14 protein-coding genes are annotated in these 16,067 nt (G+C 47.3%); 8 read left to right on the top strand and 6 right to left on the bottom strand.

The window, feature by feature from the left end:
- Window positions 1-256: 256 nt before the first annotated feature.
- From C4B57_03640 to C4B57_03625, 4 genes are all read left to right on the top strand, one after another.
- The gene (locus tag C4B57_03640; protein PXF55347.1) at window positions 257-2,134 is read left to right on the top strand and encodes an N-acetylmuramoyl-L-alanine amidase; all 1,878 of its coding nucleotides are present in this window, start codon (window positions 257-259) and stop codon (window positions 2,132-2,134) included.
- Between the two features lie 444 nt (window positions 2,135-2,578).
- Window positions 2,579-2,992: a peptidoglycan-associated lipoprotein Pal gene (gene pal / locus C4B57_03635; protein PXF55396.1), complete on the top strand. Its 414-nt coding sequence runs from the start codon at window positions 2,579-2,581 to the stop codon at window positions 2,990-2,992.
- Window positions 2,993-3,174: 182 nt separating this feature from the next.
- Window positions 3,175-3,735, top strand: a complete 561-nt coding sequence (locus C4B57_03630; GenBank protein PXF55346.1) for a hypothetical protein — start codon at window positions 3,175-3,177, stop codon at window positions 3,733-3,735.
- A gap of 151 nt (window positions 3,736-3,886) precedes the next feature.
- Window positions 3,887-5,836, top strand: a complete 1,950-nt coding sequence (locus tag C4B57_03625) for a transketolase (GenBank protein PXF55345.1) — start codon at window positions 3,887-3,889, stop codon at window positions 5,834-5,836.
- A 61-nt stretch (window positions 5,837-5,897) separates the two neighbouring features.
- On the opposite strand, the gene C4B57_03620 is transcribed toward C4B57_03625, so the two are convergent.
- Together C4B57_03620 and C4B57_03615 are read right to left on the bottom strand one after the other, a co-directional pair.
- Window positions 5,898-6,263 carry a hypothetical protein gene (locus C4B57_03620; GenBank protein ID PXF55344.1) on the bottom strand — a complete coding sequence of 122 codons (366 nt, stop codon included), beginning with the start codon at window positions 6,261-6,263 and terminating at the stop codon, window positions 5,898-5,900.
- On the bottom strand, window positions 6,248-6,457 hold the full coding sequence (locus C4B57_03615) for a hypothetical protein (protein PXF55343.1): 210 nt from the start codon (window positions 6,455-6,457) through the stop codon (window positions 6,248-6,250). Before C4B57_03615 ends, C4B57_03620 begins: the two co-directional genes overlap by 16 nt.
- Before the next feature lie 288 nt (window positions 6,458-6,745).
- Here C4B57_03615 and C4B57_03610 point away from each other — a divergent pair, with 288 nt between their 5' ends.
- Genes C4B57_03610 through C4B57_03595 form a run of 4 tightly spaced genes read left to right on the top strand, consistent with a single transcriptional unit; the run spans window position 6,746 to window position 11,474 of the window.
- Window positions 6,746-7,159, top strand: a complete 414-nt coding sequence (locus tag C4B57_03610) for a dynein regulation protein LC7 (protein PXF55342.1) — start codon at window positions 6,746-6,748, stop codon at window positions 7,157-7,159.
- A complete protein-coding gene (locus tag C4B57_03605; GenBank protein PXF55341.1) occupies window positions 7,150-7,767 on the top strand; it encodes a gliding motility protein in 618 nt (205 codons plus the stop codon). The genes C4B57_03610 and C4B57_03605 overlap by 10 nt, the downstream gene beginning before the upstream one ends.
- 46 nt (window positions 7,768-7,813) lie before the next feature.
- Complete coding sequence (locus C4B57_03600) at window positions 7,814-9,391, top strand: hypothetical protein (protein PXF55340.1); 1,578 nt, start codon at window positions 7,814-7,816, stop codon at window positions 9,389-9,391.
- A complete protein-coding gene (locus C4B57_03595; protein ID PXF55339.1) occupies window positions 9,384-11,474 on the top strand; it encodes a type II secretion system protein E in 2,091 nt (696 codons plus the stop codon). Before C4B57_03600 ends, C4B57_03595 begins: the two co-directional genes overlap by 8 nt.
- Window positions 11,475-11,983: 509 nt before the next feature.
- Here C4B57_03595 and thpR read toward each other — a convergent pair.
- The 4 genes from thpR to C4B57_03575 form a co-directional block, all read right to left on the bottom strand.
- Window positions 11,984-12,553 (bottom strand): RNA 2',3'-cyclic phosphodiesterase, encoded by a 570-nt coding sequence (thpR, locus tag C4B57_03590; protein PXF55338.1) that lies wholly within the window; start codon window positions 12,551-12,553, stop codon window positions 11,984-11,986.
- Window positions 12,507-13,781: a hypothetical protein gene (locus C4B57_03585; GenBank protein ID PXF55337.1), complete on the bottom strand. Its 1,275-nt coding sequence runs from the start codon at window positions 13,779-13,781 to the stop codon at window positions 12,507-12,509. Before C4B57_03585 ends, thpR begins: the two co-directional genes overlap by 47 nt.
- Window positions 13,782-13,830: 49 nt before the next feature.
- Window positions 13,831-14,334: a phosphatidylglycerophosphatase A gene (locus C4B57_03580; protein PXF55336.1), complete on the bottom strand. Its 504-nt coding sequence runs from the start codon at window positions 14,332-14,334 to the stop codon at window positions 13,831-13,833.
- 101 nt (window positions 14,335-14,435) lie between these two features.
- Window positions 14,436-16,061, bottom strand: coding sequence for an L-aspartate oxidase (locus tag C4B57_03575; GenBank protein ID PXF55335.1), 1,626 nt, complete (start codon window positions 16,059-16,061; stop codon window positions 14,436-14,438).
- Between the last annotated feature and the right edge of the window lie 6 nt (window positions 16,062-16,067).

Genomic DNA, 16,067 nt, shown 5'->3' with positions numbered 1-16,067 from the left:
TGGAACGCGGCTGCATGCCCACGTTGAGCCTTTTGCAGACCTTCAGGTGACAGCACGGAATCAGAATATAAAAATAACTCCTATGTTGCAACAATACAAAGGCATTAAGTCCTGGTATCCTGCCAAAGGCCGGAGCCTTGCAGTCCTGCATGAGTTTACAGATCAAAATACTTCGGATGCAAGGCGTGAGATTCCCAAGGAATGAGGTGTACTCAGTGTATGCCGCAATGGCGATGAAATTGAAGCAACGCAGCAGATGGTGTATTTTCAGCAGAATCATCACTTAAATGATAACTTGAGTAAAAAGATAAAAAGAATGCGGTTTCCTGAAACTATGAGCATATTGCTATACGGAAACATCTGCTGCATCCAGCCGCGTGTTTTTTTATCCCTGTTTATCATTGTTTTCCTGTCAGGGTCGTCCCTGCTAATCGCTTCGGACCATGCCCTCGCCAAGCCAAGCACCTCTTCTGTAAGCAGAGGTGAATATGCCTATCGTCAGGCCAAATATGAATACGATCGTCTTGCCAGAAGTCCCCGGCTCCGCACCCACAGAACAAAATGGATCCGTATAATTAAGAAGTTCAGGAAAGTCTATCTTACCTATCCCAACGACAAGAAGGTTGCCCCCAAGGCCCTCTTCATGATGGCCCGTTGCTACAGTGAATTATATGGATATTCAGGGGCCATGAAGGATATCAGAGAGGCCATTGAGCGATATGAGGTCCTGGTTGAGAGGTTCCCTGAAAGCCGTTTGGCAGATGACGCCCTGTATGCCCTTGGCGGACTTTACAAGCGTACCGGAAATGTCAGTCTGGCGCGAGAGGCCTGGGAGCGGATAGTTGAGGAATATCCCATGGGCGACAAGGCCAGGAACGCCAGAGACCGGCTGAAAATCTTGGGCCCTAAACAGCCGCGGAAAACAAAACCTTCAAGGTGGACGATACAAAAGGAAAGAGGGCATGCAGGCTTTTCCAGCCCGGGGATTGCTCCAGGTGCAAAATCCGCCGTAGTGCAAGAGGTAAGGCATTGGTCTGCTTCGGACTACACCAGGGTAGTAATTGACACGGCAGGCCCTGTATCTTTCAATAAAGGATATCTTCCTGCCAATAAGACAAAACATCTTCCGGAACGTATTTATTTAGATCTTAAACCGGCACGTATAGAAAAAAAATTCAAAGACAATATTCCCATACAGGATGGACTACTCAAGAGAGTGAGGGTAGCCCAGTTCAATCCTGATACAGTCCGGGTGGTATTTGACCTCGGGAAGATACATAAGACCAAGATCTTTTACCTTGAAGACCCTTTCAGGGTAGTGGTGGACGTCTTCGGAGAGAACTACTTCCAGAGGGCTTCCTGTCCTCCACGGTCTCTGGAAGTCAGTAAAAGTACAAAAGGCAGATTAAACGGCAGCGGCCTTTCTCTCGCGCAACAGTTGGGGCTCTGTGTAAAACGGGTGGTGATAGATGCAGGCCACGGCGGGAAGGATCCAGGGGCCATCGGCCCCACCGGCCTGAGGGAAAAAGACGTTGTGCTCAAGATCGCAAAGAGGGTGGCAGCACGACTGGAGAAAGATCTTGGCTGTCAAGTTATCTTGACTAGAAAGAGAGACAGTTTTCTGCCGCTTACACAAAGGACTGCCATTGCCAATGCCCGAAAGGCCGATATCTTTGTGTCTATTCACGCAAATGCATCTCCCAGCAGGAGAGTTAGTGGAATCGAGACCTACTTTTTAAACTTCGCACTGGATGAAGAGGCCATGAGGGTGGCGGCAAGAGAGAACGCTACATCCACTAAAAGAATAGGTGACCTCAAAAACATCCTGAATGACATAATGAAAAATGCAAAGGTCGATGAGTCCTCACGCCTGGCAGGTTACGTGCAGAGGGAGGTTGTAAGGAACCTCAGGAAAAATTATAGAAACGTAAAAAATAAAGGGGTCAAACAGGCCCCGTTCTTTGTCCTGATAGGTGCGAGGATGCCCTCTGTTCTGGTTGAGGTATCGTTTATCAGTAACAGGAAGGAAGAAAGACGCCTCAAAAGTGACCGCTATCTGGACCGCGTAGCCGAAGGCATTGTAAACGGAATTAAATCATATGTCAGTGATACCAAGATGGCCTGGCTTCCTTGAACCTAAGTTGAGCGATTAGCCATCAGCTTTTAGCTTAACAACCCGTTTTTATATAAAGTTTTTACCTAATAGCTAACGGCTGACGGCTGGCATCCGTCTATGTTAAAAAAGTGTAAACTACAAAGAGAATGCCAATAAAACAGGTTGAATTTTGTTTCTACTCTGCTAAAGTGGAGCACAATCTCCGGAATTCAGGTGCAAACCTTTTTTGGTTGTATTTTATGATAGAAAATATTTTTACGGGAGGCGGATATGTATTGGGGCAATCTGGAAGGTAAAGTTTATTATTTAATGGCACTGATTTTAATACTGGTCCCGGGACTTCTTGCCGGATGTGCAAAAAAATCGATAAAAGTCGGTGAAGAAGCAGCGCTTCCAACCGAGCAGATCGGAGAAGCGGCCGTAGGACCAGGTGAAGAAATACCCGGTACTGTCGAGGTTGGCATGGGGGAAACAAAAATCCCGAGCGAAACAATTGGCACTGCCGCCGGCATTGGAGAAACTATCTCTGAGGGCAGGACTAGCGACCCCATGCATCCCATATACTTTGACTTTGACCGTTTTAACATCCGTGACGATATGAAGCCTGTGATGGAAGACAATGCCCTGTTTTTGCTTAATTATCCGGAATTCAGGATAGAAATCCAGGGCAACTGTGATGAGCGCGGTACCAATGAGTACAACCTGGCTCTTGGAGAAAGAAGGGCAAAAGCCGCCAAGGCATATCTCGTCAATCTGGGTGTAAATCCGGATCGTATAGATACTGTGAGTTTTGGTGAGGAACGGCCTCTGGCACCAGAACACAATGAGGAGGCATGGGCAAAAAATCGTAGGGATGACTTTGTTATAATAAAGTAGCCTGATAAGGTTCTGATTATCCCGGAAATAATGACCACGCGCTGCATAGCAACGTTGTGGTCATTATTTTGTAAAAAGTGCCTTTTAAAAACCCTTGATATTGTTTGAGTTTTGCTAGCGTGCAATAAATGACAGGAGATGGAAGTTATGAATAGGGCTCAGGAGGAGGTAGTAACCGCCTTATGAAAGGTTGCCTAAGCTCAATAACTGTACTGGTTTTTCTGCTGACTGCGGTATTATGGTGTAATGTAGCTGCTAAAGAAACCCCGCAAGTCAAGATAGCTGTTATTAATATGCAAAAGGTGGTCCGAAAATCCATCGCTGGCCAAAGGGCAATGGAGGCGCTCAATAAAAAATTTGAGAGTCTGAAGGAAAAGCTCAGGGCTGAACAAGATGAGATCAAGGCATTTAAGGAAGACCTTGAAAAAAAAGGGCCCTTGATGAATGAAGCCGCCAGGGCGGAAAAGGAACGTGAGTATAAAAAGGCCCTTAGGGATTTCAAAGACCAGAGTGACGATGCCCAGTTTGAAATGCGCCAGGCAGAAAACAAAAAAATGGAACCAATACTCAAGGAACTTGAAAAGGTTGTGAACCGTATTGGTGAGGAAGGTGGATACACACTCATTTTAGAAAACAACATGCCAGGTATATATTTCATTGATTCTGATGTGGATATCACAAACGAAGTCATAAAAGCTTACGATAATGAGGTAAAATCCAAAACGGAAAAGGACAAAAAATAAGCCCTGAATAAGGTTCAAGGTTCACAGTTAGAGAGCAATGAAGACGGAGTTCATCCGGTTTCTGCGATACGTCGCGCGGTCTTGTATGGTCCAGAGCAAACTCTATAAACCTTGAACCTTGAACCCTGAACCCTGAACCCTGAATTGGCTTATGTTTCACATAGACATAGAAAAACAAAACGAACTTACACAGGAACAGATCACCAAGCTGCACACTATGTGGAACAGATGTGCCACGCGCGTTATCCTTTCCACCACACTGGCAGGAAGCGGTCATCCAGGCGGTTCTCTGTCCTCCCTGCACATCCTGCTTGTCCTTTACAGCGTAATCAGACATCGTCCAACAGAACCCGGTTGGCCGGACCGTGACCGCGTGGTCATAAGCATCGGGCATATCTCTCCAGGCGTCTACAGCGTACTCGCTGAATTCGGTTATTTCTCAGAAGAAGATTTCCTCAGCGAGTTTCGTCGTGCCGGCTCATCCTGTGCCGGCCATATAGAACAAACCATGCCTGGAGTTGAATGGAATACCGGAAATCTTGGCCAGGGGCTTTCAGTGGGTACGGGTATATGCCTTGCCCAGAATCTCCTCGCTCGGCCGGGTAAAACAATCGTCCTCATGGGCGATGGAGAACAACAGAAGGGGCAGATATCCGAAGCCAGACGTTTTGCAATCAAGTTCGGTCAAGGGAACCTGATTGGTATAATCGACAGAAATCACCTGCAGATAGGAGGTTCTACCGAAGAGGTAATGCCTGTCCGTGTAAGGGATGAGTATACTTCCGCAGGCTGGAATGTATTGTACGTACCTGACGGCAATGATTTCCAGACCGTATTCAAGGCCCTGAAGAGGGCATGGACACATGACCGCCTTGTGACAGGCCGACCCACCGTCCTGGTCATGCGCACCGTCATGGGAAAAGGTATCTCCTTTATGGAGAATAAGGCAAAGTATCATGGATCTCCGCTGTCAAACGAGGATGCCCGGTCGGCATTAAGAGAACTGGGGCAAGATCAGGGGCTACTTGAGCTGTGGTCAAGGAATAGAATCGAACACCGAATAGAAAGGCATCGCAAGACACCAGAGGCAAAATTCCCATCCATTGATCCCGGAGAACCCATTGTCTACGATCCCGGGACCAAAACAGACTGCCGTTCTGCTTACGGTACAGCATTAAGGGATCTGGCCCAAAGGAACAATGTTGCGGATTCTGTTCCGAAGATCGTAGGATTTAGCTGTGATCTGGAGGGATCAGTAAAGATGCAGGGCTTTCACAGCGTTTCCCGCAACACATTCATAGAAACAGGCATACAGGAGCACCATGCAGCTACCTGCGCCGGAGCGGTGAGCAGAGAAGGATTGGTTAGCTTCTTCAGCACCTTTGGGGTCTTTGCCGCGGCAGAGACTTACAACCAGCACCGGCTAAATGACCTAAACAGGACCCATCTCAAAATAGTATCTACTCATCTGGGGCTGGACGTAGGAGAAGACGGCCCGACCCATCAGAGTCTCGACTATGTGGGACTTTTCAACAACCTCTTCGGCTTCTCCGTATTCATGCCGGCAGATCCAAATCAGACTGACAGGATAGTCCGGTATGTGGCTGCCAATCCAGGCAATTGCTTTGTGGGTATGGGAAGGTCCAAGTTGCCAATAATTACTTCAATGGACGGAAGGCCGTTTTTCGATGCGGACTATTTATTTCAGCCAGGGAGGGCAGACTGGTTAAGGCAGGGTGATGAGGCCACTTTTATCACCTATGGCTCGGTTACCTCTCAGGTCCTCGAAGCATGGTCAATTCTCGATTCACAGGGCTTGTCGGTAGGGGTGCTCAACATGGCTTCTCTCAAGCCCATAGACAGGAAATCAATACTTGAGGCAGCTAAGAAAGGTCCGCTCATAACGGTTGAAGACCATGTGGTATGCACGGGCCTGGGGGCCATGGTGGCGCAAGAACTTATAGGGGCAGGCATGTGCCAGCAGCTTCTTACCCTGGGAGTGACAAACTATGGTTCTTCAGGTAAGCCAGATGATCTGTACCGCCTTCAGGGCCTTGATGCCGAAAGCCTTGCCGAGAAGATGAAAGACCTCTTAAAATAACTATTCCCCAGATATACCCCATAAATCTCTCTGCCCCCTTCCTAAACTTCGGCAAATTCATTTACATCAACAGGTAGAATAAAGGACTGACTGCTCCATTTGCGACCGTAAATATTCTTATGAACCCGTGGTCCACTGGTAACCGGTCACAGGGGAGCTTCTTCTTCCAAATGCTCTCGCCCCTTGTTTTCTTAAGGCTTTTGACATGGGGGAGTCTTGCCCCCTCCCCGTTCTCCTTCGCTTCGCTCAGGAGCCGGGGTTTCCCATGCTGTAAAGGCCAGGAAAACTTGCGGGGCTGACGCAAATCGTCTCCATAAAGAAGCTCCCCTGTGATCAGTTTAAATCCACTGTGCAGACCGTTCACGGGCAGGGGACATTTCTTTTCACTTAACACTTCAGCCCCTTGTTTTCTTAAGGCTTTTGACATGGGGGAGTCTTGCCCCCTCCCCGTTCTCCTTCGCTGCGCTCAGGAGCCGGGGTTTCCCCCACAGCAAAAGCCAAGAAAACTACGGGGGCTTCCGTTAAACTGTTCAAAGAAATATCCCCTTCCCGTGAACGGTTGCCATCCGTGCCCTGCCGCAGGAGCGGTTTGCCTTTTGCAGGGTTTCGATCGCGGGCCAAATTGCACTGCCTCTTTCGGTCTGCAATGAGTGAGCTTTGAAACCCGGAAAAAGGTAACCGCTTCAAGGCAGGAAAGAATATTTACTGTGGCCCTTATCAAATTCAAGTTCTGTCTATTCTACGTCCTGAGCAGTGGCTGAGAGTTACCTCGCAAGCGTCGGGATAGAATTAATATCTTCAATGATCTGGTCGATAATACCATTAGAGTCTCTTTAATTCGGGAGTCTCAGCTGAGAGTTTATCCGTCTTTTTGAGACAAGATATCCTTTTATTTTTTGAGGTTTAAACGTGGCCGATTTAGTGCTGACCGCTTCATTCCTGGAAGAGGCCAAAATACAGATAGAAAATACCCTTATTAAGGCAGGCGTTGATACCGTCCTCTTGATTGATGAAACGGGCAATGTGGTGGCGGCTTGCGGTGATAAAACCTGCGATCTTGACACGACCTCCCTGGCAGCCCTGGCGGCAGCCAACTTCGGCGCCACTTCGCAGATCGCAAAACTGATAGGAGAAGACGACTTTGCACTCCTGTTTCACAAAGGCAAAAAAGACAGCATACACTTTGCACGAATAGGCACTGAATTAATTCTGGTAACAATATTTGGAGACAATGTATCTCTGGGTTTGGTCAGGTTGAGAATAACAAGACTGTCAAAAATCATAGAAAAGCATTTGGCTAAAGATAATTCAATATGGCCCTGATAAATCTCAGCAAAAAGGAAATACACTGCAAGATAGTCTATTACGGTCCCGGACGATGCGGAAAGACTACGAATTTGCTCTACATATATAATGCCATGAACCATCAAGCCCGGAGTAAAATGCTGACCATTGAAACAAAAGGAGACAGGACGCTTTTTTTTGACCTGCTTCCTTTGAATTTGGGAAAGATAAATGGCTTTGATGTGAGAATACAGCTCTATACCGTACCTGGTCAGGCTATTTATGAAGCGACCAGGAGACTGGTTCTAAAGGGTGTGGATGGCCTGGTCTTTGTTGCCGACTATCTTAAAGTACGTTATGAAAATAACATAGAGAGCTTCCAAGATCTGCGGCACAACCTCCTTGAGCACAATCTAACCCTGGAAAAAATTCCAATTATTTTTCAATTTAACAAATGTGATCTTGTGCATACATCCATACCAACGCTGACCAGGGAAGAGCTTGAAGCAGTTCTGAACAAGGAACTTAATACAGATGTCTTTGAGGCAGCAGCTATTAAAGGCCTAGGGGTATTTGAAACCCTTAAAGAAATAAGCAAGAGAACCATCCGCTACGTGGCAAAAAAGCATCTTTTGACAAGTTACTAAGGAAATATTCTTGGGTCAGTTGTGAAAAAATACAAGGAGAATATCTATGGATCAGACAAAAAAGACCACTGATCCCGAAAGTTTCACCAGAAACGTAGAAAGTACTATTGACGAACTGTTTAAGGCATCACGACAGATAGAAATAGATCCATTAACTGGTGAAGTAAAAGACTTATCGCAAGAAGAAACAGGTCAGGGGCCATCCTTTCAGGTTGAAGGCCAGGAAGAAAAACGCCCGGAAGAAATCAGGCTTCCAGATTTCAAAGAGCTGGAGGCTCCCGCTGAACAGATGGAGATCGCCGCTGACGAAATTCTGGGATCAGGTTTTGATCTGGGGCTTGAGGACAAGGAGACCAAGGCTGTCAACCTGGAACAACAGATCAGCCAGCTCAATCAAATATTGTTGGCCCTTGAGTGGGAGCTTGATCAAACACAAGTAGTATCAGCCAAAAAACTGGTAGAGACAATCCGGGAAAATCCGGAGATAGGGGCAGATAAAAACCTTCACGAACTGCTCTGTCTCATGTCAATGACACTTGAAGGGATAGCAGACCATCCTGAGAAAATGCCCACTTCCGGACCCGTTGCCCTGCAGAGAGGCCTTGATGTCTTAAAGACCGTAGCTTGGAGCGGGGAGCAGAGCACAAAGGCTGAAGAGGAACTCTTCAAATCCGCCAAGAAAGAGCTTGAATCAGCTATAGGTATGGAGGTACCTGAAGTTGCCCGCGAAGATGCCGGAGAGACTGCCCTGAAAGAAAAATTCCCCGGCCGACAGGAACAGCCGGCAGATTCAGTTTTAGAGGCGGGAACGCGAGAAAAGGTGGCTCCCATTGAGCCCGAGTACCAGGCATTGGCGAATACGGTCAAATCCCACATCAAAATCCTTGATGACTGTATAGGTCACATCTTGCCGGTTGAAAGACTCCTTGCCCGGACTCCGGGGATGGAAAAGTTACATCATTTTCAGGAAAATATTAAGGGCAGGCTTGAAGAACAAAAGAGAATACTGGAAAAGGCCTTAACCGGCGATTACGAGCCATCCGTTGGTGTGCCCGATTATGCTGCTAAACGTACCCGAGACATTCCGATGGAAACTGATAAAAAAGAAGAAATAACCTCAGGGGATATTTCCTGCCCATGGAATGAACTTGTAGTTGCCCAATGGGACCAAAAGCAAGTGGCATTTGCCCCTGAAGATGTAGCATTTGCTGGAACTGCGCCCTGGTGGGCCAGGAACGGGCTTAATAAGCTAAATACTTTTAAATTAAAGAAGCTCAAGACCTGGCCATGGACAAAGCTTAAGTCATTGATGCAGGGGGAACTGTCGAATAAGGAAGAATCGCAGCTTATCAAACTCGAATTTCCGGTACTGCAGAAATCGAATTCATCTTCCGGCCACTCTCAGCCCTCAGGCAATCCGACTGTATTAGTCCTGTCCCGTGCGGATAAGGGGCTGGTCCTCATGCTGGATACCTCTTTAGAGAACATTTCCATAACTCATGAGTATTCCTGGGAACCATCCGCAGAGAGAAATGGACCATGGGTTGGTAATCTGGAGATAGAAAATAAACAAATATCCGTGGCAACGCTGGAAAGCCTCTCAAATACACTGACAAATGAATAAACTCCATTCAACTTCGGACAATACAATTAAAGACAGGCTGGCAGAAGCCGATTTGTATCATAGTCAGGGCCTAAACGAAGAGGCTCTTCTTATTTGCCTGGAGCTTCAGAAACTGACAGGTGATCAATCTCATCCCCTCCATACCGAGGTAGAATCTCTGCTGAAAAAAATTCAGATTGATGGCAGCGGGGGAAAAGCCCGGTCAGGAGGAGCGGACTCAGCCTCCGGCCCTGAAGATATTGAAGAAGATCAAGACAAAAAATTCAACAGCTGCATCGGTTTGATGGAGGCAGACTTTTATTCAGAGGCCATAGAGGAACTCAAGGCCTTAAATGAAACAGGATACAGGCCTGGGATAATTCAGGCAAAGATTGGGGAATCATATCTACGGCTGGATATGCCCTTCGATGCACTTGAACATTTACAGGAGGCGCTTGGTGATCCGCAACTGTCCAGGGATGAACGATTGGATATACTATATAAGCTGGCACTTACCCACGAACGAACCGGCGCGATTCCCAAGGCCGTTGATTCACTGGAACAAATCATCCGTCTTGATCCAGCATTCAGAAATGCAAAGCAGAGACTTGAAGAACTTTCCCGGTCAGCCCAGAAGTATGGCCGATTCTACTATCTCATCCGTAATCAGTTGCTGTCTGAAGAACAGCTTAACAGGAGCAGAGAACTGGCTAAACAGGGAAGAAAATCCATAGAAAGTATCCTGCTAAACCAGTTTGGCATAGACAAGACAGAACTCGGCCGCTCCCTCAGCGAATACTATCGATGCCCCTTTGTGGAATTTGACGAACTGGAAGTGGGGGCCACACCATCTTGCGTACAAGGGATCAAAGAGCACTTTTTTAGAAGCAATTCCTGTGCCCCGATTCGTGAAAAGTCAGGGACCATTATAGTTGCGCTGGATAATCCCCATGACTTGGCAAAGATAGACAATATAAGAAGCGTTCTTAAGGCCAAAGATTTTCAATTCGCGGTTTCCCTGCAGGAAGATATCGACAGATTCATAGATTATTTCTATGGAAAATATTCTGCAGAAGGAGCTGATGATCACGTATTTGAGCAACTTGAACTGGTTGATGAGGGCGCGGAATCAGAAGAAGAAGAGGAGGATGAAGAAGGTTTAGCATCAGAATCTGACAGCGTAGTAGTACAGATAGCCAATAAAACCATAGAGGACGCCTACCAGCGCCGGGCCTCTGACATTCACATTGAATCCTTGGCAGGCAAACGGGGGGCCCTGGTTCGCTTCAGGATTGATGGCGATTGCATGCGTTATCAAACCATTCCGTATAACTATAAGCGTGCAATGATATCCAGGATCAAGATCATGTCTAACCTTGACATTGCCGAGAAGCGCTTGCCTCAAGACGGAAAGATAAAGTTCAAGACTCGCTCTGGCAAGACCTTGGAATTGCGTGTAGCCACACTTCCAACAATTGAAGGCAACGAAGATATCGTACTCAGGTTACTGGCTTCTTCCGAGGCCATGCCGATTGACCACATAGATATCCTTGATTACAACCTGAAACAGCTAAAACAGCTTTTACAGTTGCCCTATGGGCTCATATTTCTGGTTGGTCCTACCGGGTCGGGAAAGACAACTACCCTGCATGCCGCACTAGGTCATATAAACCGGCCTGATAAAAAAATCTGGACGGCAGAAGATCCTGTAGAAATCGTGCAGGACGGATTGCGTCAGGTACAGGTGAAACCACATATAGGCCTGACTTTTGCCCGGGTTCTCAGGGCCTTTTTAAGGGCGGACCCGGATGTGATAATGATTGGCGAAACCAGAGACGAAGAAACTGCCAGGACAATAATAGAGGCGTCCCTGACCGGACATCTGGTTTTTTCGACACTCCATACCAATTCCGCCCCGGAAACAGTTACAAGGCTTTTGGGTATGGGAATGGACCCGTACAATTTTGCCGACGCCCTGTTGGGGGTTCTTGCACAAAGGCTGGTAAAAAGGCTTTGTCCCAAGTGTCGCCAGGCTTACGAGCCTGACGACAGCGAGAAGGAAAACATATTACACGAGTATGGTTTTCATCCAACCCGACCCTAGAACCATCAGACCTGAATGACATAAAGCTATACCGGCCAAAGGGTTGCCAACATTGCAACAGGACCGGATTCAGGGGCAGGCTCGCGATTCACGAACTGCTCGTGTCGGATGACAACCTTAAGAAGCTTATACAGAAGAAATGCCCCTTGGAAGAAATACGGGAGCATGCCATGAGGCAGGGAATGTTTACCCTGAAGCAGGACGGTATACAGAAGGTCTTAAAAGGAGATACAGAACTAAAACAGGTTAAGGCGGCCTGCATAAGATAGAGGTTCAGAGGTTCAGAGGTTCAGGGTTCAGAGGTTCAAGAGATGAACGTCCAACATCGAACATCGAACGCCCAACGTCGAATGAAAAACAAACACCAAATGAGAAACAAAGGTTCAGGAATATTTGGTTGCTGTTTTTCCGACCTCCGGCTTCCGGCTTCTGACCTCTGTTCCTTCATCTTTTCCCATTCAATATTCGATGTTGGATGTTCGATGTTCGATGTTCATTTTTTTAGCAGTTCATTTCTTCCCCGGCCCTAAACCGCATCGAGCCAGAGGACTGTATAAAGGTCCGCTGGGAGTCAACCGGCTTTTATATACAATTACTTCTTTTACTGCAAAAGGTTCAATTACAATCTTATCCTTTACAAATACTTCAAGAAGCCGTGGAAGCCCGCGGGGGGAACGAATTCGGCCTACAGTCAGGTGAGGCTTAAAGACACGGCCTTCCCGTGGGAACTCCTTTTTCTCCAAGGCTGCTTCAATACTGCCTTGCAATTTGCACAGAATATCTGCTTCACCTCCGATTCCGATCCACAGTACCCGGGGTCGTCTCAGGTTTGGGAAGACGCCCGTGTCATTTAAAAACAAAGAAAAACTCCTGTAAAGACAACAGACCTCTCTGCAGACAGCTATCACGCTCTCTATGGTTGATTCCTGAATTTCACCCAGAAATTTCAGTGTCAGGTGCATATTGGACGGATAGATCCACTTCACATCTGCCTTGGCAGACTTCCATCGGCCCTGATGTTCTTCAAGTATCTTACGCTGCCTGCCCGGCAGATCTATAGCCAGGAAAGTACGTACCATAACTCAAATACCGTCTCAGCCAGTCAAGAGCAGTTTCCGCTGCCAGTACCTGTATCATGTGTCTTGTCCCGGCAAATTGGAATCGTTCCACTACTGTTCGTTCCGGGGTTGATAGGGCAATATAGACTGTGCCTACAGGCTTTTGAGAAGTACCACCGGATGGCCCCGCAATGCCGGTAACAGCAAGACTATAGCCAGTACCGGCCAATCGTTTCACACCGTCTGCCATTTCCTCGGCAGTCCGGTGACTGACTGCACCATAACAGGATAAAGTCTCGCGGGAGACCCCAAGGAGATCTTCCTTTGACTTGTCGCTATATGTAATTACTGCCCTTTCAAACCAACCGGAGCTGCCGGGAATGCTGGTCACACGTTGGCTCAGAAGGCCGCCGGTACAGGACTCTGCAAGGACGAGAACGCCATGATTTTCAGACAGAAGTCTGCCTACTACCTCTTCAAGAGTTTCCTCATTAACGGCAACTATATTTTTGTCCAGATGCTTTTTGATTGTATCGCATGCCATTTCAAAAATTTTGTTAACTTCTTCCGGATTTACGCCCTTTACAGTGGCGGTCACGTTGACTTCGGGGAAGTTGGGATAATAACCGATACTCAAGCCATCCCGGCTGGATTCCAGCTTTTCAAGAAGCGTGTTTATTTCTGTCTCTGTCAGGCCAAATACCTTGAAGGTCTGCTGTCTTACATATAATTTTCCGGCAATAAGCTCGTTAAGCCTGGGAATAACCCGCTGGACCATGTGATCTTCCAACTCCCCTGGCACTCCCGGCAGAAAAAAAAGAGGAATGTCCTTGTGGATCAAGAGATATCCTGCAGCGCAACCTTCGGGATTCAGGACTTCGGCACCTTCAGGTAACCAAGCCAACTTTTCACTCAAAGAAACAGGATTAACAAATCGCCGTTCCGCCCTCCTGATCTTCTCGAGAATTACCTCATTCGGTACCAAAGGACGCCCTAAGGCCTTGGCCGCTACCTCATTAGTTATATCGTCACTGGTTGGTCCAAGCCCGCCGGTGATTATAACGTATTCTGATCTCTTTATTGCTGTCAGCAGACATTCCTCGATATCATCGGGATCGTCACCAATGGATGTTATCCTGGTTATCTGGCAACCGGCAGAAAAAAGCTTATTGGCTGCAAAGCTGCCAGTGGTATTGAGCACTTTGCCGGATACAAGCTCATCTCCTATAGCTATAATTTCACCATGCATGACTAATTACCTTGAAAGTCCATGAAATTCCAATTCAAATCTCATATATTCAGATCAGAGGTACAATATAATGCCACAGTCTCCAGGACAAGTTTGCCATAACACCGGCTGCAACATCATCAAGTACAATACCCCATCCCCCGGGAAGAGATCTGTCAATATATCTTATTGGAAAGGGTTTCCAGATGTCAAAAAAACGAAAAAACAAAAAGGCAATTATAATCAAAGAAGGTTCAATGGGCGCACCCGCAAGCGCTACTGCCATGCCGGCCACTTCATCTATCACTATTTGAGATGGATCAGTATTTCCCAGTAAAAGCTCTGTCCTGCCTGCTATCCACACAGATATCAGCACAACAAATACAAGAGAACATATTCCCAGAGAAATTGGAAGATGACTGAGAAGCCAGTGGAGAGGAATGCCAAGGAGACTCCCAAATGTACCCGGGGCAAAGGGGACCAATCCCAAAAATAGTCCGCTTGCCAGAAAGAAGACTATTTTGTCTCTGAAATTCAAAGTATTAGAGCCAAAATTAAGATTGAGTGCCTGAATTCCGAAGTCTAACTTTTCCCTTAGCTATACTATGGCCGATTCCTTTTCCAATGGCCGGATCTCTGTCCGCATTTCTTTTTAAGTAACCATATAACTCCTGATTAATGCCTTCCAAACCTTTGAATAATTGTATCTCTGCGCCAGTTCCAGTCATCTTTAAAAGGATAGTCAATCGTGAAGTGCCCGCCCCTGCTCTCCTTCCGCTGGCTGGCTGCTATAATGATGAGTTCAGCAACCTGTGCGAGGTTCCTCAGTTCTATAAAATCCCGGGTGAGGATATATTCCCAGTAGTGCTGCTGGATCTCTTCAAGAATAGGTAAAAGGCGCTGTCCGGCCAGTTTAAGTCTTTTTGTGCTGCGGACAATACCGACATAGTTCCACATCAGACGCCGGATTACATCCCAATTGTGAGAAATGAGAACCGCCTCTTTTAAATCCACAGCTCCCCTGGTTTCCCATGGAGATACCTGGGGAAATAATTTTGCCTTCAAGCCAGGGAAGATTTCACTGATCTTCAAAAAAGCCTGGTGGGCCATGACAAGGGCTTCAAGAAGGGAATTCGACGCAAGCCGGTTGGCGCCATGCAGACCAGTACATGCAGTTTCTCCCAAAGCGAAAAGGCCTTCAAGGTCTGTCTCTCCGTATTTGTCAGTAACCACCCCTCCGCACATATAATGGGCTGCCGGTACAACTGGTATAGGCTCCTTTGTGATATCTATCCCAAAGTCCAGACATGTCTCATAAATATTTGGGAAACGCCCCTGTATGAAATCAGCAGAGCGGTGACTTATATCCAGATATACACATTCCTTTCCGCTGCTCTTTAATTCAGTATCTATGGCCCTTGCGACTATATCTCTTCCGGAAAGATCCTTCTGTCTGGGGTCATATTTCTCCATGAAAGGCCTGTATTCAGGGTCCAGGAGTATGGCACCCTCTCCCCTGAGTGCTTCTGATATGAGAAAATTTTTGGCCTTAGGATGATAGAGACACGTGGGATGAAACTGAACGAATTCCAGATTGGCGATCCTGACTCCGGCACGGTACGCTACAGCTATACCGTCACCCGTAGCCACATCAGGATTACTGGTATAAAGATAAACCTTACCGGACCCGCCCGTGGCGAGTACTGTTATCGGGGCCAGGAAAGTATGAACCGTACCTGTTGCCACTTCAAGCAGATAGGCCCCCAGGCATCGCTCTTCCTCTACCTTGCCTGGCAGGCGTGCCCTGACTTTACTTTCGGTGATGAGGTCAATCGCAATATAGTCTTCAAAAACCTCAACAGAAGGCAACCTGCCGACATTATCCATCAAGACATTCTGCACCGATCTACCGGTAAAATCTCCAACGTGAACTATCCTGCGGCGAGAGTGTTCTCCCTCTCTTCCAAGATCCAGCAGGTCAGGATTGTACGGATCCCTGTTGAATTTCAACCCAAGGCCTTCTAACTCCCTTACACGGTCCGGGCCCTGGCTGACTATCATTTCGACTATATCTTCGTGACACAGACCGTCCCCCGCGCGCAGGGTGTCCTGTTGGTGCAGGTCAAAGCTGTCATCATGGCCAAAGACACAGGCTATGCCGCCCTGGGCCAAATTGGTAGCCGTATCAGATGCGGACTTTTTGGTAACTACTGTTACCTGTCCCAGCGGGGCGAGTTTTATTGCAAGACTCAGCCCGGCTATCCCGCTCCCTATAACCAGAAAATCAGTCTTGAACTGCATGGTGAC

The organism is Deltaproteobacteria bacterium, assembly GCA_003194485.1.
In the GTDB taxonomy this organism is placed as follows: Bacteria; Desulfobacterota; Dissulfuribacteria; order Dissulfuribacterales; family UBA3076; genus UBA3076.
Note: the sequence above shows the minus strand (reverse complement) of the source record. Positions and strands in the feature narration are given on the sequence as shown.